Below are 21,517 nucleotides of genomic sequence, written 5' to 3' on the forward strand. Positions count from 1 at the left end.
GGGACGAATTTCAATGCATAAACCAATCCATTTATATTCACGCAGATCATTCCTGCGCCTTGTCACGCAGGCATCGATTATATCAGGATGCGGTTACGCTTTATCCGGCCTGATGGCAGAAACCACATCGGCGGCAGTTCCCAAACGCATCGTGATCGCAGACGGCGCAATCAGCGAAACGGCACTGGCAATGGGGATTGTTCCGTTAGCGATGGCCGATATTCCGGGGTATCAGGCATGGGTACAGCAACCGGCAGTTCCAAATAGGGTCATTAACCTTGGCGCACGTTTCCAGCCAAGCCTCGAACGTTTGGCACAGCTTAAACCTGATCTGATCCTGACCAGCAGCTTCTATGCAAATCAATATGCCAGCCTGCGTGATCTGGCACCGATTGAAAAAATCGACATTTACAGCAGCAGCAAAACCCCGTTCTTAAATGCAGTTACCGCAGCACGCAAAATTGGCGACGTCACCGGTCACCCGAACGCCGCCGATAGACTGGTTGCGGAAACTGCCGCGCGGATTGAACATGCTGCCCGACAACTTTCAACTCCCAAAGCCCGTTCGGTTTTAATTACCAGCATGCTGTCACCGCGACACATGCGCGTATTTGGCCAGAACAGTCTGATGCAGGATGTTATTGCGCAACTCCCCATCCAGAACGCCTGGACTGGTCCGACCAACCATTGGGGGTTTGCAACCGTTTCTATTGATCAGATCGCGCAATATTCCGATGCCGCGATGATTGCTATCGAACCAGTGCCAGACAATGTCGAACGCGCCATCAGTTATAGCCCGATCCTTTCCGAACTTCCTCCGATCAAGCGGTTTGGTCTGATCAAAATGCCCCCCGTTGCAACATTTGGCGGCCTGTTTGCTGCTGGCCGTTTTGCCGATCTGCTTGCAAGTTCGCTTTCGGACATCGCACCCGGGAATGACGAGGTGGCACCATGACTGCCACAGTTTTGAATAAGCGGCCCGCTTACCAGGGTGCGATTCCCACCGTACTTTTTATTGCTGCCATAGTACTTAGCACCCTTTCACTGCAGATTGAGACCGGGAGCCTCAACCCTATCGCAATTCTCGATCTTGCATTTGCATCCGGAACACAAACCCTGTTGCTAACACATGGCTGGGTGCCAAGGTTCGTTATTGCGCTGGTGGCCGGTGCGGGATTGGCAACAGCCGGTGCACTGTTTCAACACACACTTAAAAATCCGCTGGCCTCCCCGTCCACACTTGGCCTCGCCGGCGGCGCAAAACTGTTCCTGACTCTGACAACTCTTTATATGCCCGGCGCACTTGAGATCGGGCAGGATATCATTGCCCTGCTTGGTGCCCTGGCCGTCGGCGCATTGGTTTTTGCATTGGCCCGACGCAGTGGTTTCTCACCTTTGGTTGTGATTCTGACGGGAATGATCATTGCGCTTTATTGCGGGGCCGTTACCACCGCTCTTGCAATTATTCACCATGAATGGCTCAAAAGCCTGTTCATCTGGGGTAGCGGTGATCTTACACAGGATGGCTGGTATATCCTTGGTCCGCTGACCATCAAAATCGCGTTTGGGATGATCATTGCGATCATACTCGCCCGCCCGCTTGAGATGCTGAACCTGAATGATCATCAGGCAACGGCCCTTGGTGCATCACCGGCCCGACTGCGTATGCTGTGCCTCCTGATCGGCTGCTGGCTGACGGCAGTTACCATTGCCGCAGTTGGTATTGTCGGTTTTGTTGGCTTGGCCGGTCCCGCAATCACACGCATGATCGGTATAAGGCGCCTGCGCCACAAACTGATCGCATCTGCACTGTTTGGAGCTCTACTGCTTTGTGCCGCCGACCAAGGAGTACAGGTCCTTTCGGGTCATCTCGGAACTCTTGTTCCTGCAGGGGCCTTGACCGGTGTTTTCGGCGGGCCATTACTGATTATTCTCATAAGGCAACTACGTGCCAATTCCCCACCATCACGCAGCACAACAGCAATCCCGACGAAGGATAGGAGCCTTCGGCAAAGCAGAATGATCCTTGGAACTTGTGTCCTGCTGGCCATTGCGGGTGCGATATTCATAGGACGTGACGTAAATGGGTTCTGGCAACTTCAATGGACAAATGATCTGCAAACTGTCTGGCCATGGCGTGGACCGCGCATTTTGGGGGCAATCGCGGCTGGAACAATGCTGGCAATTGCCGGAACCGTCTTGCAGCGCATGACAGCAAACCCGATGGCCAGCCCCGAAAGTCTCGGTGTTAGTGCCGGGGCGGCAATTGGCATGATCGCCATCATCTTTGCGATTGATGCACCATCTACATGGCTTCAGATTTCCGGGGCCACAATTGGCGCATTCGTGACACTGGTTGCGATTTTTGTCCTGACGCGGAAATCGGGATATGCACCGGAGCGCATTCTCATTGCCGGAATTGCAATCGGAGCATTATTTGATGGTTTCATTGCATTCCTGATGGCAGGTGGCGATCCACGTGCCGCACGCCTTCTGGCCTGGAGTTCGGGGTCCACTTACGGGCTGGGCTTCGACCGTGCCACTATTCTTGCAATCGTTGCTGTTACCGCCCTGCCAATCCTGCCTGCGCTTGCACGCTGGCTTAATCTATTTCCGCTAGGCCCCATCACCACAAAGTCGATGGGTGTGGACCTGTCGGTGTCACGTGGCAGCATGTTGCTGTTCGCTGCCATTCTGACGGCCGCGGCAACATTGCTGGTAGGGCCGCTCAGCTTTGCCGGCTTGATTGCCCCACATCTTGCGCGATTAGCCGGGTTCCGCCACGCGCTTTCACATAGTATCGGAGCTGCTTTTATCGGTGCCGCCCTGATGGTGAGTGCCGACTGGCTTGGACGGATGTTGTTCTTTCCGTGGGAAATACCTGCTGGCCTGATGGCTGCGATCATTGCCGGACCGGTTCTGGTTTGGCTGCTTATGCGTATCGGACAAACCTCATCATGATGTCAGCACCACACAATCAATCGAACCTGCCGCCGCGGCAGCCCTCCATCAACGGGACAGAAAGCAAACTGCTTTCGGAAATCAAGGCTCAGGTTTTTCAGGGCCCCTATCAGGGGCTCGACGAACGTCATCACGTTACTGCCGACGCCAAGGCCGGTATTGACTGTTTTGACTTGCATGATCCCGAATGCCTTTCCCCGCTGCTGGATCACTATTGCAAGATGAAATATCCCAATGATGATCGTCGTGCCGCGGTTTCGATGTGGTCACAGTGGTATTTCGGGCTTCTTCTATCGCCTATGCTGGTCATGGGTGCCGGGGGTGAAGTAGTACTGCCGTTTCAGGCTGGCTTTGTCAGCATGAAGTCAGATGACGTCAATTGCCCGGTTGGGTTTGATTTAACCGACGGGTACGTTCGCCAAACGGTTACCGATCCTGTTGCACCTTGTCCATGGGTACATTTTGATAATTTGATATCCATGCATCTCACCCCTCTGATTATGTCGCTTTCAACCTCATCAAAGGTTTCCCCCAAAGTATTCTGGTCAAATGTTGGGGTGGTAATTGCCTATGTCGAAAAACACGTTCTCAAGGACAGCCGTATCTCGCTTGTACCGCTGATCAGTGACGCAAAACGCCCCGACGATATGCGCAACCCTCTGGCAAATCCATACAGCACCAAACAATCAGAAGATGGCAGCCTTTCCAGGCGTGTCTGTTGCCTGCGGTATTTGCTCACCAGTGTCGAAATCTGCCCCACCTGCCCGCTCGCAAAACTCTAGAAATTCCACAAGCCCCTTGCATAACTGCGTTCACTTTCCGGACACGCAGTTTTCCTTACTGAAAGCGATCAGAAATCCCGTCTCATGAATCATGAGGCGGGTTTGGAGCACCATCAGGCCCTGCTCAAAAAACAAAAGATGTATCGACCTCACGGAGAGTGCAAAGCCACGTCCTAAATTTGCAAGTGACTATTAATTTCACTTATGAGCAAACCAATGGAGACTATTGGAAAATGCACCTATCAAACCGACTTGAGCCGAAATCCTTTGAGCACAAACAGAGACACGAACTGCTGATCAAAACCCGGGACATTGAAGGAAAGTTGCGTCGCATTGCCCAATCCATCGTCAAATGCCCACATCTTGCAGATGATATTGTTCAGGACACATATGCCAAACTTCTAACTATACAGATTGACGAGGAAGTCTCCACGCCAAGTGCATTTATCACCCGCATTGTACGCAACATGGCCATTGACAAGGTGCGGCAGATGACATTTGAACGCAGCCTGTTTTCAGGCAGCGACCAAACCGAGTTATGCCCGGCAGGTACTGCCAATTGTCCGGAAGCACGACTAAGCGGATGTCAGGCCCTGCGCGTCATTGAACACACCTTGCAGGAACTGCCGCCCCATGTTCGCAATGCTTTTTATCGCCACCGTGTCGATGGGTATGCGCAAAACGTCATTGCCAGAGATATCGGCGTTTCAAAGGCATCTGTCTGCGCCTATATTCATCTGGCCGATCAAAGTTGTCGCAAGGCCCTGCAAAATGCCGAACTGGTGCGTCCCGCCTGATTGGCAAGGAGGATCGGCAGCCGGGATAAAAAATATTTGTCCCGGCCGCTTGCCGATCAATTATCACACCATACTATCCCCACGCCTGAACCACAGCGCCATCTGCCACATGCGTCCCATCTGCAACCCAATCGACAATTGGCCGGTTTTGATCGAGATCGAACACATTCTGCCCCATCAGTGCATTGACGATCTTCGCACTGCGCCATGCCATCAGGCTGAGCTGTGGTTCAAAGATTCCCAGATCAATACGCCCGGCATTTTGAACGAAGATGCTACGATCAGCCGGGCCATCCCAACAGGCACGAAAATCCGCATCAAGCCGGTAGGCACCAGACACACCTTCTTCAAGACGTGCACGCAATGGTGCCATGAATTCCGGCAAGGCCGTTTCATATCCTGTTGCAAGGATCAATGCATCGACATGGAAGAATTCAACATCCTGATTAAGGCCGTTGCGCGCCGCTATCCTGAAATCTTCCCCATCATGCTGAACCTGAAAGACCTCACGTTGCGGCAACAATCGCGCAATGACGTTACCCTCATCAAGATATCTTTGCCGATAGATCAGCTGATAGATCGACTTCAATGTCGAAAGCGAAGCCCCGTCACTTGCCAGCTTCTGGCGCGACATAAGCTCCTGCTTCCGGCTATCGTGCAATCTGGCAAAGATATCAGCATATCCGGGGGTAAAATATTCATTCACAAACGGCGTATCATCAAGTGGCTCAAAATTATCGCGCCGCGATAGCCAAAGGACTTCTTCCACATTCCCGTCATTTCCGCCAAGCAGATACTCCACAAGCTCCGCCCCGCTCTGACCACCGCCGATAACCGCGACCCGTTTGCCATGTAAATCAGGCAATCGCGATTTTGCCTGGCTTGTATGGAAACATTTCTCAACCGGCAGATGACGTGCCCAACCGGGCACAAAAGCAGGCTTTCCGATGCCAATTGCAAGATTGCGCGCCACATAGGTGCCATTGTCTGAACGCACCTGGAAGTCATTGCCGTCAAATTCGACTTCCCGCACCGCATTATTGAACACAAGCCCGCCAAGATGATCCGCAACCCATTTCAGATAGGCTGCAAACTCCCGACGCGGTACGGCTGCAAAATCGGCATTCATGAAATCAAGCATACGTTTCTGGCTGACCATATAGGACAGAAACGACCATTTGCTTGTCGGGTTGGTAAGGGTCACAAGATCCTTCAGGAAAGATGTCTGAAGTTCAACACCGGGCAGCATCATGTCGGGATGCCAGGCAAATTCAGCCTTTTGTTCCAGAAATGCATATTTCACATCGCGAACGTCATCAAGTTGTGCCGCAAGACTAAGATTGAAAGGACCAATCCCGATCCCGACCAGATCCAGCTTATCCATCTTCTGAGTCCTTCTAATTGCCTGAAAATTCGGAGCTGACTGTCTGTTCAAACGCACGTTGCAAACGTCGTCCAAACAGTCTGTGAAATGCAGGGTCACCAATGATGGTCAAATGGTCTGTGCCAGGAATGTGTTCTGGTTGCTCCGCCCGATGTGACAGGGCCTGCCAGTCAATGAGATCAAGCTTGCGACTTACGGTATCACCTGCCAGCCAGGATGCGATTGGTGCGTCATAAGGAAGAAGTTCATGGCGCCGAAAGACAAGGGCATTATCAATCAGCACCCAAAAAGTGTGCTCCCGTGTCCCAATTCCTGGACCATCTATCGGAAGGCCAAATTCGCTTTTACCGACGAAATGGACAAACTGCGCATAGGCAAGATCATCCATCAGCGCCAAAAGGCGTTCCCATTCCTCGCGCATTGCGGTTTGTTGTAGCCAGCGGCGAATGTTGCTTTCGATCTCCTCACGCTCCCCCGGTTGGAATTTTGGTCGGGCATTCAGATCAAAATCATCATCCATGTCACAAACATCGACCATACCGATCAGACGCAGATCAATATCGCGGCCCAACATCCGGGCGGCTTCATAGGCAAGCAAGCCTCCCCACGACCAGCCAAGAAATGCACAGGATCGTCCTTTGGCCTCGCGATGCACGATCTCGGCATAGCGTGCGCTAATGTCTGATACAGAAACGTCAAGTTCCTGACTGTCTGAAAGCGAATGGCACATGAACCCCACAGCCGATTGATCCGCACCAAGGCTTTTAACCAGCTTCATATATTCACGCGTGCTGACCAGAAGCCCCGGAAAACAATAAAGAACGGGCTGCTCTGGCCTGCCTTTCTGCAAATGCACAATGTCAGCACCCGGTTTGCATTCCGGTTCAAAAAGCGCCGTCAGAAAGGTTCGGACTGTCGGGAAATTGAAAAGATCCGTGATTTCAGCATTTCTATCCGGGAACTGTTCACGAATCTTTCCCAGCACCCGAAGAGCGGTGATCGAGTTTCCCCCGATTTCAAAAAAATTATCGCTAACGCCAATGTCATCCAGTCCCAGCGCCGATTTCCAGGTCGCAAGCACAGCGATCTCATCATCATTTGCAGGAAGCGTTATCGTACCTTCCCGACGTGGCAGAGGAAGCTGTGCCTTGTCGACCTTGTGATTGGCATTGAGCGGAAGCATCGTCATCTCAATGATGTAACCAGGCACCATTGAGCTTGGTAAAAGCTGCTGCAAGCGCGCACGAACTGACCGGGTATCAACCGACGCACCCGATCGCGGAACCACATAGGCAATCAGTTCAAGCCGGGATGCAACATCCGCCGCGATAACCACGCAGTTGGCAACATCATCAAACCCGCGCAGGACAGTTTCAATTTCCGCTGGTTCAATCCGATGACCACGGATTTTGACCTGATCATCGACACGTCCGGCAAACTGGATCATGCCGTCTGGCAAGAAACGCCCCAGATCACCGGTGCGATACATCCGCGCGTCATCGGCAAGCGCAAATTTGTCATAAACAAAAAGGCTGTCGGTCTTTTCCGGCAAATTGTTATAGCCGCGTGCCACACAATATCCACCAAGATGGATTTCACCGATCTCGCCATCGGCAACCGGATTGCCATCACCGTCAAGGATATAGGCCCAACGATCACCAACCGGACGCCCGATCGGGGCGGTTACTGTCTCACAAAGCTGATCCTGATTAACCCGCCATAACATTGGGGTCATCACCGTTTCGGTCGGGCCGTAACCATTGATCAGATAGCGTGAATTGATCGCACGAGCGATGCGATTGAAGGTTTCTTTTGGCATTGCCTCGCCACCAAAAGAACAAAGCGTCAGATCAAGTGTCTGTTCCTTTTCTCGTAACCAGCCGGCCAATTCATGAACGTAGCTTGTCGGAAACGATGCATGCGTAACGCCGTGATTGCGGATCGCACCGACCGTGTCTTCAGGTGTCCAGAGAAGCTGATCTGGCAACAGAATGCTGCCCCCGGCCATCAGCGGGACAATCCATCGTTCGTGGCCACCGTCCGAAGAAAAAGGAAGAAATGGCAGTTCCCGCGATGTTTCATCCATAAGATAAAGCGGACCAGTCGCGTTCAAATGATCAACGAGAGGACCGTGATCAACCATCACGCCCTTTGGCTTTCCTGTCGAACCAGATGTGTAGATGACATAGGCCAGTTGATCTGCACTCGGTGTTGTAGCTTCAAACCGGACTTCCTCTGTCCCGACATCTTCAACCAGAACGGCTTCAAGATCATGGTTGCCCAAGCTTGCCAAACCATCGCGGCTGGTTACGGCGAAGCGCGCACCGCAATCAGATAGCACATGCCGGTTGCGGGTTTCGGGATGCTGTGGGTCCACCGGAACAAACGCACCACCCGACTTCCAGACCCCCAGAATGGCGGCAATCGCCATCGCTGACTTCGGCAAAACAACAACAACAACGTCACCAACCCCAACACCCCTTGCCACAAGCGCATGTGCAATCGCGTCTGAGGTTTGCTTCAAACGTTTGCGCGACCAGTCATCGTTCGTCGCCAGAATGACTGTCCGGTCCTGATCGCTTTGGCAAAAACGGTCAATGACTTCATGTGGATACCCCGTCATGGGCCAAGGGGCCTCTGCCCAAGGTAATCCATTCGCAATCAAGTGCTGGTCTGACTTGGAAAAGGGCTTTGTAGCCAAATCAAAAGAAGCGGCAGATACCGCCTGAGAACCGTTCATGGTCGTCTCCATGCTGACAAAGCAATTATTGCATTTGCAGGGGAGACGATCCGTTCGGATGTAAATTCAGTTTTTTCTGCACGCAAACGCAAAAAAGATCACTGAACTTCCTGCCCTCTCACTCGTCCGGACTAGAGCAAGATAATCGGCCCCGATGGGCTGGTACCATGGAAACAAGGAGTCCCGGACATGAATGTCATGATACAAGAAAGCCCAACACAATCCTCGATGAAAACATTTCAGATCAAACACTTCCAGCAGGTGGGCAGGCGGCATTCCGTAGTCGAAGGTGGGCACCTGCACCTGTCTGGCGAAAACGAGAATCACGACTTTTATTTTACACTGACATCAAATCAGATCGTCCTTGATGATATCGCCAGTATGACTTTATGTGTTCTTGACCAATATGGTTTGGCTGCTTTGGCCGAGGCGCTTTTTGCCGTTCATCCGGCACGCTATGAAATCCGCCTTCCCAATCAACTTGATCCTGACTGGCTTAGCCAGATGGCCCGAAGTGGATTGATTACTCACACTGCAGGCGACAATACCATCTATTCAGGTGACCTATACCAACTGTCTCTTAACTGGCTGGAGCATCCTGAAAGGAATAGCTTTCCGCTACGCTACACCTCAACGAATGGCCGTCGCCATCCGGTTCGTCGACCAAGCGCGCACCAGACGCTCTATTCCCGCTACATTCCATGGATCAATAAAACGATCCGTTTTGAACGGGCTGATCCAACGCGCCACCTTGGGTATTTCCATAAATGGATGAATGACCCACGCGTAGATGTTTTCTGGGAAGAATCTGGCACGGAAGCGAAGCATCAGGCCTTCCTTGAAAACCGGCTGAATGATCCCCGGACAGAACCGCTTATCGGATTTTTTGATGATGCACCTTTCGGGTATTTCGAACTCTATTGGGCCCAGGAGGACCGGCTGGGCGAACACTACACGGCCGAGGATTTTGATCGTGGCTGGCATGTTGCAATCGGTGAGGAAGCTTTTCGCGGCAAGGAATACCTTACAGCATGGTTGCCATCACTGATGCACTATATGTTCCTTGATGATCCTCGCACCCAGCGGATCGTCGGCGAGCCCGACGCTGGTCATGATCAGCAAATCCGCAATCTTTTACGTTCAGGCTTTGCCGGTCTCAAACAGGTTCGCTTCCCGCACAAGACATCTCTTCTGGTGATGCTGCTGCGTGAACGGTTCTTTGATGACCGCCTTTATGTTCCGGACTTTGTTCGTAACGAGGATATATCCTGATGCGCAAACGTGAACTTCCGGACCTGAATGATCCTGCGATCATGCGTTTGATCCTGCGACTGGCCTTGCCTTCTGTGGCGGGGCTTTCGATCAATGCGATAAATCAGGTTGTCGACGCTTTTTTCGTCTCGCATTATGCGCTCAGTGCCATGGCCGGTGTAACGCTCTCGATCCCGTGCTTCATGCTTGTCGGTGCCATTGGCCATGGATTGGGTATCACGGCCTCAACCGAAATTGGTCGGGCGCTTGGTCACGGAAATGCAAATGATGCAACCCGTGCGGCTTCACTCGCATTGGCGCTGGCGATCATATTCGGGATTGTCGTTGCGGCCCTGATCTTCCTCTTTCATGTTCCGATCCTGCATATCCTTGGTGCAAGCGGCGATGTCTTTGGTGAAGCTGCTATCTATATGCGCATCCTTGGAGCCTGTGCCGTCCTTGTACTTTTGCAGATCGTATGTGATTTCATTGCAATCGGCGAAGGCAACAGCCGGTTCTCCATGTACACCCTGATCGGATCATTTGGTCTGAACATGGCCCTGGATCCGATCCTGATTTTCAGTTTTGACATGGGCGTTGCCGGTGCAGCCTGGGCAACCGTTATCTCACAGATCGCTGCCCTTGGGGCATATCTCTGTTACTTCCGGAAACGTCTGGGCCGCGTGCACCCAGCGTTATCGGCTCTTCGTCAACTGAAATGGCGGCCTGCTCTTTATCCTTTCGCAAAGCTCGGCATACCGGCAAGCTCGACGACTGTACTTGCATCCGTTTGCTTTGCCATTTTGATGCAGGCGGCAAACGTTCATGGAACCGAGGATGAACTGGCCGGACTGGCCATTTCTCTTCGCATCGTGCTGCTGGCAATCCTGCCAATCATCGGCTTTTGCCTTGGAGCACAACCGATCCTGAGTTATGCGGCCGGTGCCCATAATCAAAATCGCTTTGATGCCGTTTTCAAAGGGATCGTTCTTTATTGCACTGGTTTTTCGTTAAGCTGTGCCCTTATTGCATTTCTGTTTGGTGATCTACTGATCACGGCATTTGTTGATCGTGCAGAGCTTGTCGAATTTGGAGGGCATCTGCTTGATATTCTCGCCATTCAGATCGCCTGCATCGGGATTTACCAACCAATGGTATCGCGGTTTCAGGCCGCCAACAATGCCCGGCACGCCGCGATGGTAAGCATGGCCCCACAAGGTTACATCCAGATCCCGCTCGCCATCCTTTTACCAATGGCCGTCGGGTTTGATGGAATTGTCATGGCACCGGCACTTGCCGCTGTGCTGACGACCCTGCTTGCGGTTTTCCTTACCTTTTCGGGGATCAGATCACTTCCCATCAAGGAGCTTTCATCATGAATGAACTGCCCACAAAACCATTGAGTATACATCAGGGCGAAACACGGCATTTGGGTGCGCATGACCCAAATTATGAACGACATTTCCGTGCTGTTTCTCAACCGATTTATCAAACATCCCTTTTCGCATTCAGTGATTTTGACGACATGGCAAATGCCTATGCCGGGAATCCGGGGGGACCGATCTATGCCCGTGGCGACAACCCGACTGTCATGGCGTTCGAGCGCGAAATCGCCCGGCGGGAGAATACCGAAGCCTCCCGCGCGTTTGCCAGTGGGATGGGTGCTATCAGCGCAACGGTCATGGCTCTTGTTGCGCCAGGTGATCGAATTGTGACTGTCCATAATGTCTATTCGGATGCCTATCGCCTGTTTGAAACGATGCTCAGGCCAATGGGGGTCAAGATTGACTATGTCGATGGCAAAGATACCGATGCCGTTATTGCCGCTATTACGGATGCAAGGTTACTGTTTCTGGAAAGCCCGACATCGCTGACCTTCGAGTTACAGGACCTTGAAAAACTCGCCACTGCTGCGAAGTCAAACGATGTCATTACGGTCATTGATAATTCTTGGGCGACACCTGTTTTTCAAAAACCTGCGGATCACGGCATTGACCTTGTCATTCATGCCGCATCAAAATTCCTGTCAGGGCATAGCGATACCGTGGCAGGCGTTGTTACAGGGCGTCAATCATTGATCGACCGTATCAATGCATCGACCTTCCCCTATCTTGGTGGAAAGCTTGGCCCGTTTGAAGCATGGCTTCTTCTGCGTGGGCTTGATACCCTCGAATTGCGCATGCAAAGGCACGCCCTGAACGGAGAATATCTGGCCAGAAATCTTGCCGTGCATCCACAGGTTTCATCCGTGCTTTATTCCGGTTTCAGTGACCACCCCGGAAGTAAAACCCTGCACGGTCATTCCAGCCTGTTTTCGATCATTCTTGATGACGCAGTTGATATCCGGATTTTTAGCAACGCACTTCGAATATTTCGCCTGGGTGTCAGTTGGGGCGGCCCTGAAAGCCTTGTCGTGCCTGCAGCTGCGGTACTTCATCAGAAATACGATGTCAGCGCGTTCCGTCACTTCAAACTCAACCCCCAACTTGTCCGCATCTATGGCGGGCTTGAGAACCCCGAAGACCTGCTTGCCGACCTCAAACAGGCAATTGCCGTCGGTCTGAAACGGTAGACGCAGGTTTTCCGGAACGACCAAAAGCAAAGGGCGCCCAGACGGCGCCCTTCAGACCGCTGACAAACCCCGTCATATTTTGGCGGGGTTTTGCTTTTAGAGGTGTTTGAAAGCTGGCTTGAGTGTGCCGAGGGGATTATCCCTCGGCGATTGGCCCCTTGGGGCCCAAAGCCAGGGCTATTTTCTTGATGTTTTGGGCGGCGGCGGCCAGCAGACATTGGCATTTGACATTGATCAGTCCCCGGAACCTTGCATATCGATGACCGTGAAGCTGTTTGGCATCTGCAAAAGAGCGTTCGACCGTCTCTTTTCGGCGCTTGTAAACCCGCTTGCCCCACTCTGTCAGACGATAGGCGTCAGCCCGGTCTCTGGCGTCTTGCCAGACATGGCGCGTGACAGTTTTTCGGTGGTGGGCATTGGCGGTACAGGAAGCCAGCACAGGACAGGTGCGGCATTTTTCCGGGTCGCTGTGATAATGGCGGTATCCATTTCGGTCGGTTGTCGCATAAGACAGAAGCTGACCTTCGGGGCAGCGATAAGCATCACGTTCAGGGTCATAAACGTATTTGCGTTTGGGGATGTAGCCTTCCCGAAGGTTCGGGCAGCGATAGCCCGTCACGCCAAGGATGTCACGATCTTCAAGGCCTTTGGCAATCGCGGCGGTCGCATAGCCCGCATCCAGTCCGACGGCGATAACATCAAGGTCAAAACGCTGCCTTTGTCGGTCAAGACGGTCGAGATAGGGAATGCTGTCATGCAGATTGGCCGGGGTGGCGTAACTGTCGGTAATGATCCCAAGCTTGCCATCGACCGTGCGGTGATCGAGATAGAAAAAGCCCTTGGGCTTGCCGTCGCGCACCATATATCCGCTGTCGGGATCGGTTCGGCTGATCTTGGTTTCTTTCTCAACCGGCTGGCGTTCCTTGGCTTTGAGCGGCTTTTTCGCATGAGCCGCCCGGTCTTCCTCAATCGCCAGATCCAGATCATCCCAATAGGCCGCGCGCGATTTGGCAACCACTTCGCGGTCCCATTTGTTCTTTGTGGCATCGGCCTTCAAATGCGTGCTGTCGGTATAGAGAACCTTACCATCCACCAGCCCGTGCCTGATCGCCTGCTCGACGATCTCGTCAAAAATATCCTGCGCAACACTGGCATCATGATATCGACGCCGCCGGTTCTGCGACAGGGTCGAGGCATCAAAGACCTTGTCGGTCAGCTTGAGTTGCAAAAACCAGCGATAGGCGACATTGACCTCAATCTCGCGCACAAGCTGGCGCTCCGAGCGCACGCCAAACAGATAGCCAATGAACAGCGCCTTAAACATCATCACCGGATCAAGGGCGGGACGGCCATTGTTCGCGCAGTACAAATCGGCCACGCGCGCATGGATAAAACTGAAATCGATCACGGCATCGATCTTACGAAGCAAATGATCGCTGGGGACCAAACTGTCGAGTGTCACCATCTCAAGTTCGGTTTGATGTGGGCTGGGTTTCTTAAGCATTCCCCATTGAATCAAAAATCCCCGCCAATGGCGAGGACTTTGTCAGCAGTCTGAAGGGCGCCCAGACGGCGCCCTTTTCGTTCTTTGCCAAACAGACAGAACTAACTGCTGCTCACCGAAACCTCAATCCGTCGCGATCCGGGTCGAGTCAACAACGTCAATATCCATTCAAGCGGGCCGCGCGATGCCACCCTGAACCAGACTTGTGCAAATACAACCCATCCCAGATACATCACCAATGAAATCCACAAACAGTCGACCAAACTGACCTGATTGTGCAATCCGGCACCATATCCAAAAAATACAAACCCCATGATCAACGACATGCCAAGGTAGATGGTCAGTGACATGCGTCCTGCTGGCGCAATAAATGATGTCAAACCGTTACATGATCTCGACATGAAGCCCCACATCGCTACTGACACCAGAACAAGAGACAGCGGCACAGCGAACAACGGACGCAAAATCAGGGCCATCATAAAGAAGCGTTCTGGCTCTGCTGATGCTGGCAAGGCGGCCAACACGCCATAAACCACGCTACCCAGAATTGCCGGAATGACCGCAAACGATGCAATCAATCGCAACCTGCCAATCAGAACATCAAATCCAAGTGCATCACAATATCGCGCGGCGGCCAACCCGCCGCACATCGCTGCCGCCACCAACAGGTAATTGCTCCAAAGACAGTAAAGCTGGAACCCGCTCCAGCTATCGAGCCGGATGGCCATGACATCAACAAAACTCCCCGACGCCAGCACTTCGGAAACCGGTATGTCCGGCGCAACATAAGGTACAGGGTTTACCGTCATGTTTACACCAAACAAGGCATTGCCAATAACAGCCCAAGCCCATAGTCCGATGGCATAGGTCAGAAGAGAACGTACCGAATGATTGCGCACAAAGACCAACAACAGGCCAATGACCGCATAGGGTAAAAGAATATCTGCTTCAAACAGCAGCGTCAGGTTCACCACGCCAAACAATGCCAAGACCACGAGACGTCGAATGTAGAATGACAGACCGTAACGCTGAAACTGTTGAAAGGCAGCAAAACCAAACAGCGCAGAAAAGATCAGGATAAACTTGCTTTCAAACAGCCCCTGAATCACACCAGCAGCGATGACATTCGCCCAAAGTGGCGTTGCATCCTGCCATACCCCACCGGCAAAGCCATACGTAATGGCAAAAAATGGCAGATTGACCACGAGTATCCCAAACAGGGCAAACGCACGAAGTGCATCAATTGAAGGTTCGCGTTGCTTAAACATTTATCTTTCCTTTGATGATAACGCGTTAAAGGAAAGACGTTTGGGATATCAGTAAGTTCAGGCTAAAGACGGTCGCTATATCTCAAAGCGAGAGCGCATCTCTATCTTTACGATCAATTTCGTTACGTGAACAGTAGAGCTACCGATCAATATAGCCCCGAATTGAGGCAACCATCCCTAAAGCAAATAAAATTCGCAACTCGTAAACCGTAACCTATGAAACAAAACACCCCGCTCGACTTTCACCGAGCAGGGTGTTTTAATCTAGAGCACTGTTATATCTCGCACAGGAGCGAGTTATAACAAAAGTGGTTGCGGGGGCACTCATTGTTGCCCAATTCTGATGATCGAGAGACAGACGCTGTCTGCACCCTCGACACAGAATTGAGACCATACATTTCCGATCCTTGTCAAGTGGTTAACGCTTATGACAAGGAGCGCGCTAATGCCCGCAGAATGGGGTCAGGCCAAGATCGAAATCCTTGCTTTGCGAGATGAAATTCTCGGCAAGATTGAGCAAGGCGTTCTGGTCCGAACAATCTACGAAGAACTGAGTGCTTCGGGACGTATCACGATGTCCCGCCGGTCGTTCTATGACCGGGTTAAACAACTGCGTTCTGGGCGTACCGCAACAAAAACCGGAGTGCCTACAAAAGCACCCAGCCAATCCTCTGCCACTCCCCCCACCCTACCGCCAAGCAACACTCAAGCCGCCAGTTATTTGCCAACGCTCAAGGCGAAAGAACAGGCGGCGTTGGATCGCTTGTGGGGCGGGGATGACCCAGAAGACGATGCCTCCGACGAGACGGAGGCATCGCAATGAGCTCCTGGCAATCCGACTACCTCACCCTTCACACCCGCCTGCGGCAAGCCCGCGAGAGCCAACACCTCACCCAAGCTGGTGCAGGTGAATGCATAGGCGTGTGCGAACGCACCTATCGAGATTTTGAGGCTGGCAGGACGGATCTGTCTGCAGCCCACGTGTTCCGCCTCGCCACTGTGCTGGGCATCAAAATTATCATTTCAGATGGAGTTATCGCCGATGGCGTTGATTAATCTTACCCTTCAGGGCAAGGGCGGGGTCGGCAAGTCGTTTGTCGCAAGCCTTCTTGCGCAGCACTACCTCAAACGCGACACCCCGCTTCATTGCTACGACACCGATCCGGTTAATCAGACCTTTGCCGGATACAAAGCGTTCCCTGTCGAAACCATTCGCCTCGGCGAACGTCCTGACGAGATCAACCCGCGTTATTTCGATGCCCTGATCGAACAGATCATGACCGGCCCGGAAGACGGTGTTGTCGTGATCGATAATGGTGCTAGCACCTTCTTGCCGCTGCTTGGCTACATGGTGGAAGCACAAGCGCTGCAAATGCTTGCCGATGCTGGTCATGAGGTTCGCCTCCATACCGTGCTTACCGGTGGGCAGGCGCTGAATGACACGATGCAGGGTCTCCATCAGGTTCTGCAGAGCGTTCCCGATATTCCCGTTGTCGTTTGGCTGAATGAGTATTTCGGGCGGATCGAACGCAAGAACGGATCGGGCGAAGTCGAGAGCTTCGAGCATTCCGGGCTTTATAAAAAGAACAAGTCGCGCATTCATGCCCTGGTGCGCCTACCCGAGGTTCGCAAAGAAACCTTTGGCCATGATATCGAGCAGATGATGCGTGCCCGCCTGACCTTCGATGAAGCTGGCAAACATGCCGACTTTCCCCTGATGTCTCGCCAGCGCCTGATGATGACTTGGCGCAGCATTGGGGCCTCGATGGAACAGGCGGTGCTGTGATGACCAGCGTTCTTGACGAGGCTCCGCCGCCGCCCCTGACCATGGACAGCATCGAAGAGCTGCGCACCCATTTGTGGAAAGTTCATCGGGTCACCGTCGAAGACGGTGACCCGGTACTCATGATCTACACCATCCACAAGGTCGTGCTCGACGAGCATCGCCGCCTGATTGATCAGCATAACCGGACCCTGTCCGGGATCATCCAGGCACAGGCAGAAACCTTCACCAACGATGTCACTGCCGCCATTGAGGACTTCAAGAACGAAGCCCTGACCGATGCCGTGCGGGAACGTCTGTCTGCCATGCAGGAAGCTGCCCGCCTTGCCGACACGGCCCAGGACCGCTTTCGCAAGATGGTCAAGCTGATCTCCCTCCTCACCGCTCTCAATCTGGTCGCCGTCGTCTTCACGCTGGGCGTCCTCACCGTTTTGACGATCTGACGACAAGGAAAACAGAACATGGATAAACGCAGCCTACTCAAAATCGCAGTCATTGCAGGACTTGCCACATTGGCAATGACCGAACCGGCTTTTGCACAAGACACTGCAGGTGGCAACTGGTGGGATCCGGTTGTCTCCTTCCTCGAACTCTTGGCGGAAGGCTTTGGCAAGATCTTCGCCATCGCCCTGGGTCTTGGTTTGGTCGTCTATGGCGGTTGGGGCGCTTTCACCGGCAGGCTCGATCCGCAGCGCGGCATCATGATGGTGATTGGTGGCATTCTGGTCACTGCAGGACCGGCCATAGCTTCGGGTCTTCTGGGGGTTCTCAAATGAAAGCCGCCAGTGCTGTTCTCATTCAGGTCCAGCGCCAGATGACGCTGATCGGTCTGCCGATCCCGCTTCTGCTTGTTGCCGGTCTTGCTGGCGTTTTGGGTTTTGTCCTGCCCGTCGTGTTCGATTTTCCTGCCCTGGTCATTCCGGGCGGGATCGTGGGCTTTGTCGGTGCATGGGTCTATCTCGTCAAACATCAGCGGATCAATCCGAACTATGACCGCGACCTGCTGGTGACCCCGATGTTTTGGGGCAGCCGTAAGGGTGAGCGCCTCCTGACCACGGGAGGACGCAAATGATTTGGACCGATGTGATCACCACCGGCCTTGTGACCGGTATGGCCGGGGGGCTGGTCATTCCGGCAGGGCGTCGCCTTCTGCTTGGCGATATTGAGCAAGACTGGCTGCAGGACGAGTTGGAACTCGACGGGATTGATCCGGTCGATGGCGTCACGGTGCGCGGCAAAGACGGCTCGCTGTCGCGTATCTGGTACCTGCAAGGAACCAGCTATGACGCCCGTATCGAGAGCGAACAACAAACCTTGTTGCTCGGTCGTCAGTCTCTGCTTCAGGAACTCGGCAAACGGTCAGTCACTGTTCGGTTGTTCGCAATCAAACGCCAGCGTGAGATTGCCGCTCATGCGAAGTGGCCCAATAGCGTGCTTGATGAAATCGGCACGGCAGAAGCACGACAATATAAATCAAGCTACTTTATCGACTGGTATCTAATGGCAACGGCTCAGAACATGCAGCCCTTGCTGGATGCCGAAGAGAAAATCCCTGCTATCCTCTCGGAATATCGTCCAGAGCTTCTTGTGCGCTCTGATGACAATCAGCCTTGTCTCCTTACCGGGTTTCTCAATGGATTGGTCAGCGGCGATTATCGCCGTGACCTTCCTGCAACCAGTCACAACCTGTCTGCGAACCTTCCGGCATCTGATCTTCATTGCGACAAGGTGACCGGCACCATCACCACACATGTTCCGGCCCGCAAGTTTCACAAGGTCATCACGGTTACACTCTGGCCGGAAACAGTGTCGGGCCATCTGATCGGCGAGATCCTCGCTCTGCAGGGTGATATCGAGATCTGCCAGATCTGTGATCCGTGGGGCAGTGATCAGGCGATGCTGGTCAATAAGCGCCGCATGGCGGGTGAATCTAATTCCTGGTTTGGCAATCCAGCGGCAGCAGCAGAAGTCTCAACGCTTCTGGATCTTCTGGCCGAAGGTAAAACGGCCCTTTTCGCCACGCAGTTTCAGATCATTCCACGCGCAGAAACCGAGGAAAAACTCAACAGTCTGATCCGCGAGATCACAGAGATCCTTGGCAACAAGCGGATCGGCTATGCCGTGCAAACCAAGGGCGCACCAGTCTGCTGGTTTAACCGCTTACCTGTCGTCTCCAAACGCAAGATCAGACTGCCTGGCAGTCAGTTTATGGCCCCGCTGGATCTGCGTGATCAGAACATTGCAGCCCTTTGGGCTTTGCCGCATTCCGCAACCGGTATGTTGGCCAGCCAGTTTGGCCCGGCACCAGTGCGCTGGTTTAAAACACCTACTGGCCAGTCCTATGCATTCCAGTTTCAGGTGGTCAACAAGCCGTTCTCGCTCGGCAACTTTCTGGTCTTTGCGCCTTCCGGGGTCGGTAAATCCACCCTGATCATGCATCTGATGGGGGGGCTTGCGAAGTTTGAGAATGTGCGGTCCTACATCTTTGATTCCAAGGAAGGCACACGCTTCATGGTTGAAGCCATGGGCGGTCTTTATCAAGCCTATGACGGCCTATCGCTTAACCCGCTCGATGTCGGGGACGACACACCAAAGAACCGCGAACGTGTTTATGCGATCCTCAAATCGCTGGCCGGTATTGATCTCGAAGATGGTGACATCGATGCGCTTAATCATGCCGTCGATCTGGCATTCCAGATTGAACCACCTCATCGCACATTAAACGCCATCTATCCCTTTGCCTTTGCCCGTCGCTCCGCCCTTCGCCGCGCCTTTGCGCAGTGGGTGACGGATGACAAGGGCAATACAGGTCTTCGGAGCCACATTTTCAACGCCCCGCATGACAGCCTCGGCGGCCTTCTGAACCAGTCGCACATGGTTGGCATCAACATGAACGAGGCCCTGGCCGATCCGGCACTTGGCGGGCCGGTGGTTGGTCATATCTCTGAAGCGATCAGTAAATCGGTTGCCGGGCGTAATGGTGGCTTTGTCATCTTCATTGATGAAGCGGCCAAACTGCTTTCCAACCCCGGTTTCCGAGATCTCGGGGCTGAGATGTATCGCGAATATCGCAAGCTTGGCGGTGCGGTTGGCATGGCGTTTCAGGATCCGGCAGGTCTGGGCAAAACCGGTGCCGCTGAAGCGATCATCGAGAACACCGCCACCATGATCTTCTTCCCGAACTCCAAGGTCACGGAAGAAAGCCTCAAACCGTTCAATCTCAATGAAGAGCAAAAGCTGTTTGTCCAGGGCCGCACGCGATCACGCAAGAAGAATGATCGGCGGGTTCTGATCATCAAGCGCGATGAGGCCAGCGGCTTTGAGGAAAGCGCCATTCTTGATGTCGATCTGACACCGCTTGGCGATGCTGCGCGGTTCTACCGTTCCGGGCCGGATGCCAACAACGATCTAGCCACCATTCAACGCAAATGGGGGGAAGCATGGCCAAGCCATCTGTAAGCAACTGCGATCACCCGGACATGATCAAACAATCCATTTTAATGATGGCTGTAACCAGCCTCGTTGGTGCTGTCGGCATACTTGCGATGATGCATTGGCCGCTCGCAACCAGTGTTGTCCTGATCGTCATGCTTGTTCTTCTTCTGGCAGGAGATCGATCATGAACAGGCGTCTTCGTTCTGTCGCTCTTGCGTTCGGGATTGTTCTGGCGACCCCGGCCATTGCCTATGCGACCTATCCGGTGATCGATGTGTCTGCCATTGCGAAGTTGGGTGAACAGCTCAGCAAGATGCAAAAGCAGATTGATCAGCTCAAGCAACATACTGAATGGCTGACCAAATTGAGCGCCCAAGCTCAAGGCACGATTGATGCCATCGGGGCCATGGGGCAGATCACCCTGCCCGTGCTGAATATGCAAAAGCTCACCAACCGGATCATGCGCGACATTCAATGTCTGACGCCAGATCTGTCTGGTCTGATGCCGGGCATGAATCTCGATGATCTCGACTTCTTTAGCATCTGCGAGGGTCGCAGCATCTATCGCAAGTCGCTTTGGTTTGATCCGAACGATCCTTCGACCTGGACTTTCCCGGAAGGCAGCGAGTTTGCTGGCAGCAACAATGGCTCAGGTTCCGGCAGCGGTGTCTGGTCCAATCCCGATCATCCCGTCAACAAGGCCAAATGGCAGGCCCAGCAACAAGCCCGTGCCATGGTCGAAGCAAGACGCGAAGAACTGGCCAAAGATGCCGTCACAACCGGATTGGCCCAGAGCGATCTGACTGTTCAAAGCGCAGAAGAAATTCAACAAGCCATTGAAGAACTTGAGGCTGGAACCAACGGTGCGGCGGATATGAAGCGCCTTCTGATGGCAATTGCCAAATGGATGGCGATGTCAAACCGCCAGCAAGTTCAACAACAGCAACTCATGGCGCAGCTGGTCAAAATCCAGTCGACCATGCTGCTGCAATACCTGCCGCCCCAGCAGCGCGAAGATGCGGAGGCAGCAGAATGATCGG

At 53.2% G+C, this 21,517-nt stretch carries 20 protein-coding genes and 1 pseudogene; 16 read left to right on the plus strand and 5 right to left on the minus strand.

Going from position 1 to position 21,517, the window contains the following annotated elements; genetic code table 11:
* Window positions 1-13 precede the first annotated feature (13 nt).
* The 4 genes from TH3_RS13225 (at window position 14) to TH3_RS13240 (ending at window position 4,540) form a co-directional block, all read left to right on the plus strand.
* Complete coding sequence (locus TH3_RS13225) at window positions 14-955, plus strand: ABC transporter substrate-binding protein (RefSeq protein WP_007092389.1); 942 nt, start codon at window positions 14-16, stop codon at window positions 953-955.
* Window positions 952-2,961 carry a Fe(3+)-hydroxamate ABC transporter permease FhuB gene (gene fhuB, locus TH3_RS13230; protein ID WP_007092388.1) on the plus strand — a complete coding sequence of 670 codons (2,010 nt, stop codon included), beginning with the start codon at window positions 952-954 and terminating at the stop codon, window positions 2,959-2,961. The genes TH3_RS13225 and fhuB overlap by 4 nt, the downstream gene beginning before the upstream one ends.
* Window positions 2,925-3,743 carry a siderophore-iron reductase FhuF gene (gene fhuF / locus TH3_RS13235; protein ID WP_149029990.1) on the plus strand — a complete coding sequence of 273 codons (819 nt, stop codon included), beginning with the start codon at window positions 2,925-2,927 and terminating at the stop codon, window positions 3,741-3,743. The genes fhuB and fhuF overlap by 37 nt, the downstream gene beginning before the upstream one ends.
* 158 nt (window positions 3,744-3,901) lie before the next feature.
* Window positions 3,902-4,540: a sigma-70 family RNA polymerase sigma factor gene (locus TH3_RS13240; RefSeq protein ID WP_139328294.1), complete on the plus strand. Its 639-nt coding sequence runs from the start codon at window positions 3,902-3,904 to the stop codon at window positions 4,538-4,540.
* A gap of 73 nt (window positions 4,541-4,613) precedes the next feature.
* On the opposite strand, the gene TH3_RS13245 is transcribed toward TH3_RS13240, so the two are convergent.
* The 3 genes and pseudogenes from TH3_RS13245 to TH3_RS23580 form a co-directional block, all read right to left on the minus strand.
* The gene (locus TH3_RS13245; RefSeq protein WP_007092385.1) at window positions 4,614-5,924 is read right to left on the minus strand and encodes a lysine N(6)-hydroxylase/L-ornithine N(5)-oxygenase family protein; all 1,311 of its coding nucleotides are present in this window, start codon (window positions 5,922-5,924) and stop codon (window positions 4,614-4,616) included.
* 13 nt (window positions 5,925-5,937) lie between these two features.
* Window positions 5,938-7,332, minus strand: a complete 1,395-nt coding sequence (locus tag TH3_RS23575; RefSeq protein ID WP_420855227.1) for a phosphopantetheine-binding protein — start codon at window positions 7,330-7,332, stop codon at window positions 5,938-5,940.
* Window positions 7,315-8,676: pseudogene (locus TH3_RS23580) on the minus strand (amino acid adenylation domain-containing protein); the annotation flags it as partial. The pseudogene TH3_RS23580 and the gene TH3_RS23575, both read right to left, overlap by 18 nt.
* A 177-nt stretch (window positions 8,677-8,853) precedes the next feature.
* Between TH3_RS23580 and TH3_RS13255 the strand changes: the two are divergent.
* The 3 genes from TH3_RS13255 to TH3_RS13265 are packed head-to-tail and all read left to right on the plus strand — an operon-like array spanning window position 8,854 to window position 12,487.
* On the plus strand, window positions 8,854-9,936 hold the full coding sequence (locus tag TH3_RS13255) for a GNAT family N-acetyltransferase (RefSeq protein ID WP_007092383.1): 1,083 nt from the start codon (window positions 8,854-8,856) through the stop codon (window positions 9,934-9,936).
* Window positions 9,936-11,294, plus strand: a complete 1,359-nt coding sequence (locus tag TH3_RS13260; RefSeq protein WP_007092382.1) for an MATE family efflux transporter — start codon at window positions 9,936-9,938, stop codon at window positions 11,292-11,294. Before TH3_RS13255 ends, TH3_RS13260 begins: the two co-directional genes overlap by 1 nt.
* A complete protein-coding gene (locus tag TH3_RS13265) occupies window positions 11,291-12,487 on the plus strand; it encodes an aminotransferase class I/II-fold pyridoxal phosphate-dependent enzyme (protein ID WP_007092381.1) in 1,197 nt (398 codons plus the stop codon). The genes TH3_RS13260 and TH3_RS13265 overlap by 4 nt, the downstream gene beginning before the upstream one ends.
* A 136-nt stretch (window positions 12,488-12,623) precedes the next feature.
* Here the strand turns inward: TH3_RS13265 and TH3_RS13270 are convergent, their stop codons facing one another.
* Entirely contained in the window at window positions 12,624-13,991 is a 1,368-nt protein-coding gene (locus tag TH3_RS13270; protein WP_040059915.1) for an IS1182 family transposase, read from the minus strand.
* A gap of 101 nt (window positions 13,992-14,092) precedes the next feature.
* Window positions 14,093-15,259 (minus strand): DUF418 domain-containing protein, encoded by a 1,167-nt coding sequence (locus tag TH3_RS13275; RefSeq protein ID WP_007092559.1) that lies wholly within the window; start codon window positions 15,257-15,259, stop codon window positions 14,093-14,095.
* Between the two features lie 445 nt (window positions 15,260-15,704).
* On the opposite strand from TH3_RS13275, the gene TH3_RS13280 reads away from it, so the two are divergent.
* From TH3_RS13280 to TH3_RS13320, 9 genes are read left to right on the plus strand one after another with little or no spacing between them, the layout of a single operon-like run.
* A complete protein-coding gene (locus TH3_RS13280) occupies window positions 15,705-16,082 on the plus strand; it encodes a hypothetical protein (RefSeq protein ID WP_007092560.1) in 378 nt (125 codons plus the stop codon).
* Window positions 16,079-16,315: a helix-turn-helix transcriptional regulator gene (locus TH3_RS13285; RefSeq protein ID WP_007092561.1), complete on the plus strand. Its 237-nt coding sequence runs from the start codon at window positions 16,079-16,081 to the stop codon at window positions 16,313-16,315. The genes TH3_RS13280 and TH3_RS13285 overlap by 4 nt, the downstream gene beginning before the upstream one ends.
* Window positions 16,302-17,045, plus strand: coding sequence for a P-loop NTPase family protein (locus TH3_RS13290; RefSeq protein ID WP_040059919.1), 744 nt, complete (start codon window positions 16,302-16,304; stop codon window positions 17,043-17,045). The genes TH3_RS13285 and TH3_RS13290 overlap by 14 nt, the downstream gene beginning before the upstream one ends.
* On the plus strand, window positions 17,045-17,485 hold the full coding sequence (locus TH3_RS13295; RefSeq protein WP_040059921.1) for a hypothetical protein: 441 nt from the start codon (window positions 17,045-17,047) through the stop codon (window positions 17,483-17,485). The genes TH3_RS13290 and TH3_RS13295 overlap by 1 nt, the downstream gene beginning before the upstream one ends.
* Window positions 17,486-17,503: 18 nt before the next feature.
* The gene (locus TH3_RS13300) at window positions 17,504-17,818 is read left to right on the plus strand and encodes a TrbC/VirB2 family protein (protein WP_007092580.1); all 315 of its coding nucleotides are present in this window, start codon (window positions 17,504-17,506) and stop codon (window positions 17,816-17,818) included.
* The gene (locus TH3_RS13305; RefSeq protein WP_040059924.1) at window positions 17,815-18,114 is read left to right on the plus strand and encodes a hypothetical protein; all 300 of its coding nucleotides are present in this window, start codon (window positions 17,815-17,817) and stop codon (window positions 18,112-18,114) included. Before TH3_RS13300 ends, TH3_RS13305 begins: the two co-directional genes overlap by 4 nt.
* On the plus strand, window positions 18,111-20,501 hold the full coding sequence (locus TH3_RS13310) for a VirB4 family type IV secretion system protein (RefSeq protein ID WP_040059931.1): 2,391 nt from the start codon (window positions 18,111-18,113) through the stop codon (window positions 20,499-20,501). Before TH3_RS13305 ends, TH3_RS13310 begins: the two co-directional genes overlap by 4 nt.
* Window positions 20,483-20,665, plus strand: coding sequence for a hypothetical protein (locus tag TH3_RS13315; protein WP_007092546.1), 183 nt, complete (start codon window positions 20,483-20,485; stop codon window positions 20,663-20,665). The genes TH3_RS13310 and TH3_RS13315 overlap by 19 nt, the downstream gene beginning before the upstream one ends.
* Entirely contained in the window at window positions 20,662-21,513 is an 852-nt protein-coding gene (locus tag TH3_RS13320; protein WP_007092547.1) for a hypothetical protein, read from the plus strand. The genes TH3_RS13315 and TH3_RS13320 overlap by 4 nt, the downstream gene beginning before the upstream one ends.
* Window positions 21,514-21,517: the final 4 nt, after the last annotated feature.

The organism is Thalassospira xiamenensis M-5 = DSM 17429 (assembly GCF_000300235.2).
Taxonomy (GTDB): Bacteria; Pseudomonadota; Alphaproteobacteria; order Rhodospirillales; family Thalassospiraceae; genus Thalassospira; species Thalassospira xiamenensis.

Bases quoted from the DNA above. Each gene is read 5' to 3' on its own strand.
- TH3_RS13300 (WP_007092580.1), top strand. From the start codon at position 17,504: ATGGATAAACGCAGCCTACTCAAAATCGCAGTCATTGCAGGACTTGCC.
- TH3_RS13280 (WP_007092560.1), top strand. From the start codon at position 15,705: ATGCCCGCAGAATGGGGTCAGGCCAAGATCGAAATCCTTGCTTTGCGA.
- TH3_RS13225 (WP_007092389.1), top strand. From the start codon at position 14: ATGCATAAACCAATCCATTTATATTCACGCAGATCATTCCTGCGCCTT.
- TH3_RS13245 (WP_007092385.1), bottom strand. From the start codon at position 5,924: ATGGATAAGCTGGATCTGGTCGGGATCGGGATTGGTCCTTTCAATCTT.
- TH3_RS13275 (WP_007092559.1), bottom strand. From the start codon at position 15,259: ATGTTTAAGCAACGCGAACCTTCAATTGATGCACTTCGTGCGTTTGCC.
- TH3_RS13315 (WP_007092546.1), top strand. From the start codon at position 20,483: ATGGCCAAGCCATCTGTAAGCAACTGCGATCACCCGGACATGATCAAA.
- TH3_RS13270 (WP_040059915.1), bottom strand. From the start codon at position 13,991: ATGCTTAAGAAACCCAGCCCACATCAAACCGAACTTGAGATGGTGACA.
- TH3_RS13255 (WP_007092383.1), top strand. From the start codon at position 8,854: ATGAATGTCATGATACAAGAAAGCCCAACACAATCCTCGATGAAAACA.
- TH3_RS13290 (WP_040059919.1), top strand. From the start codon at position 16,302: ATGGCGTTGATTAATCTTACCCTTCAGGGCAAGGGCGGGGTCGGCAAG.
- TH3_RS13285 (WP_007092561.1), top strand. From the start codon at position 16,079: ATGAGCTCCTGGCAATCCGACTACCTCACCCTTCACACCCGCCTGCGG.
- fhuB (WP_007092388.1), top strand. From the start codon at position 952: ATGACTGCCACAGTTTTGAATAAGCGGCCCGCTTACCAGGGTGCGATT.
- TH3_RS13265 (WP_007092381.1), top strand. From the start codon at position 11,291: ATGAATGAACTGCCCACAAAACCATTGAGTATACATCAGGGCGAAACA.
- TH3_RS13260 (WP_007092382.1), top strand. From the start codon at position 9,936: ATGCGCAAACGTGAACTTCCGGACCTGAATGATCCTGCGATCATGCGT.
- TH3_RS13310 (WP_040059931.1), top strand. From the start codon at position 18,111: ATGATTTGGACCGATGTGATCACCACCGGCCTTGTGACCGGTATGGCC.
- TH3_RS13320 (WP_007092547.1), top strand. From the start codon at position 20,662: ATGAACAGGCGTCTTCGTTCTGTCGCTCTTGCGTTCGGGATTGTTCTG.
- TH3_RS13295 (WP_040059921.1), top strand. From the start codon at position 17,045: ATGACCAGCGTTCTTGACGAGGCTCCGCCGCCGCCCCTGACCATGGAC.
- TH3_RS13305 (WP_040059924.1), top strand. From the start codon at position 17,815: ATGAAAGCCGCCAGTGCTGTTCTCATTCAGGTCCAGCGCCAGATGACG.